2 protein-coding genes are annotated in these 2284 nt (G+C 75.7%); both read left to right on the forward strand.

Annotated elements, in window-relative coordinates:
- Positions 1-168: 168 nt before the first annotated feature.
- Entirely contained in the window at positions 169-912 is a 744-nt protein-coding gene (locus ABD308_RS15690; RefSeq protein ID WP_344333982.1) for a response regulator transcription factor, read from the forward strand.
- Positions 909-2284 (forward strand): sensor histidine kinase (locus ABD308_RS15695; RefSeq protein WP_344333984.1); only part of this gene is annotated, 1376 nt, incomplete at its 3' end. The genes ABD308_RS15690 and ABD308_RS15695, both read left to right, overlap by 4 nt.

A 2284-nucleotide genomic window follows, 5' to 3' on the forward strand; every position in this document is an offset into this window, starting at 1 on the left:
CCACCGAGGCCGCGCGGCCCGACGGCGCCGCCGAGCCCCGGCGCGCGAGCGCCGCCCCCCTCCTGGCCCGGGCGGGCTCCTCCCGGGGCTCCTCCGGCCGGGTCTCCTGAGCATGTGATGCTGGGAGGATCCCACTCAGCCCTGTCCGTGAAGGCGGCATCGCACACCATGGCGGTACCCACACCCCCGGCCCGACCCACGGGTGACCGACCGGACCACCTGCTGGTCGTCGACGACGAGCCCACCGTCCGGGAGCTGCTGCGCACCGCGCTGCGCTACGCCGGCTTCGACGTCGACGCGGCCGCCACCGGGCGGGAGGCCCTGGAGCTCGCCGCCCGGCGCGCGCCCGACCTGGTCCTGCTGGACGTCATGCTCCCCGACATGGACGGCTTCGAGGTGATCGGCCGCCTGCGCGCCCAGCCCCGGGCGCACCACCCCGGGCGCGGCGGCGACGTGCCGGTGCTCTTCGTCACCGCGCGCGAGGACCGCCAGGCCCTGCTGCACGGCCTGCGGATCGGCGGCGACGACTACCTCACCAAGCCGTTCGACCTGGAGGAGCTCATCGCCCGGATCCACGCCGTGCTGCGGCGCACCCGGGGCGAGCAGACGGCCCGGATCACCGTCGGGGACCTCGAACTCGATCCGGACGGCCACCAGGTGACCAGGGCGGGGCGGAACGTGCGGCTCTCCCCCACCGAGTTCCGTCTGCTGCGCTTCCTGATGACGAACGCCGGGCGGACCATGTCGAAGAGCCAGATCCTGCAGAGCGTGTGGGAGTACGACTTCGGCGGTGACGCCGGCATCGTCGACACCTACATCAGCTATCTGCGCCGCAAGGTCGACGGCGGTGAGCCGAAGCTGATCCACACCGTCCGCGGGGTCGGCTACGTGCTGCGCGGGCCCCGGCCGTGACCCCGCCGCCGGTTCCCGGGCCGCGCGGGCTGCGCGGGTTGCGCGGGCTGTCGCTCCGCACCCGTCTGCTGTGCCTGTCGGTCGCCCTGGTCGGCGTGGGCCTGCTCGGCACCGGCGTGCTGGTCGCCGGCGCCCTGCACGGGTACCTCCAGAACCGGGTGGACGAGCGGCTGGTGCTGACCGGGCATTTCGCCGCCCGTGTCCCACCGCCCGCCGGTACCGGCGCCCCGGCCGGCGTGCAGGCCCTGGGCGTGCTCGGGGAGACCACCGTGACCTACCTCGACGACGACGGCGGCACCCGCCAGACGTTCGACGCGGGCCCGGCCCCGGTGGGCGGCGGCCCCGAGCTGCCGCCCCTGGACCACGCGGCCGTGCTCGCCCACGGGGGCCGTCCCTTCACCGTGCCCGCGCGGGAGGGCGACAGCGCCTGGCGGGTCATCGCCCTCACCCGGCCCGCCCAGCTCATCGCCCCGGACCCGTCCGTCACCCGGGGCACCGTCGTGGTGGCGACCTCCCTCGACGAGGTCGACCGCACCGTCGCCAAGACCCGCAACCTCTCGCTGACCATGGGGGCCGCGCTGCTGGCGGTGCTGGCCGCGGTCGGCTGGTTCGCCGTCCGCTCGGGCCTGCGCCCGCTGACCCGGATCGAGGAGACCGCGACGGCGATCGCCGACGGCGACTACTCCCGGCGGGTCCCCGAGCTGGCCGCCCCGCACACCGAGGTGGGGCACCTGGCGGCCTGTCTCAACCAGATGCTCGGCCAGATCGACACCGCGTTCCGGGCCCGCTCGGAGGCCGAGTCGCGCACCCGGCGCTTCTTCGCCGACGCCAGCCACGAACTGCGCACGCCGCTCGTCGGCATCAAGGGCTACGCCGACCTCTACCGGATGGGCGCGCTGTCCACCCGTGAGGACCTCGACCGGACGATGGCCAGGATCGCCGCCGAGTCGACCCGGCTCGCCCGGCTGGTCGAGGAGATGTTCCTGCTCGCCCGGCTCGACGAGGACGCCCACCACCCGGCCGGCGGGCCCGGCGCCGAGCCGGCCTTCGCGCTCGACCTCGCCCCGATGGACCTGCGCACGCTGGCGGCCGACGCCCTGCGCGACGTCCGCGCGCTGGACACGACCCGCCCGGTCACCCTCACCGGCCCCGGCGGCGGGAAGCCGTCCAACGCCCCCGCGGTCGCCGACGAGGCCCGGCTCCGCCAGGTCGTCACCAACCTGATCGGCAACGCCGTCACCCACACCCCGCCCGGCACCCCGCTGCGGATCGGCGTCGGCACGGTCGACGGCCACGCCGTCCTTGAGGTCGCCGACCAGGGCCCCGGCCTCACCCCCGCCGAACGCGAACGGGTCTTCGACCGCTTCTACCG

The organism is Kitasatospora putterlickiae (genome assembly GCF_039527695.1).
Lineage (GTDB): Bacteria > Actinomycetota > Actinomycetes > Streptomycetales > Streptomycetaceae > Kitasatospora > Kitasatospora putterlickiae.

Coding starts and splice junctions, on each gene's coding strand:
- ABD308_RS15690 (WP_344333982.1), top strand. CDS start 169: ATGGCGGTACCCACACCCCCGGCCCGACCCACGGGTGACCGACCGGAC.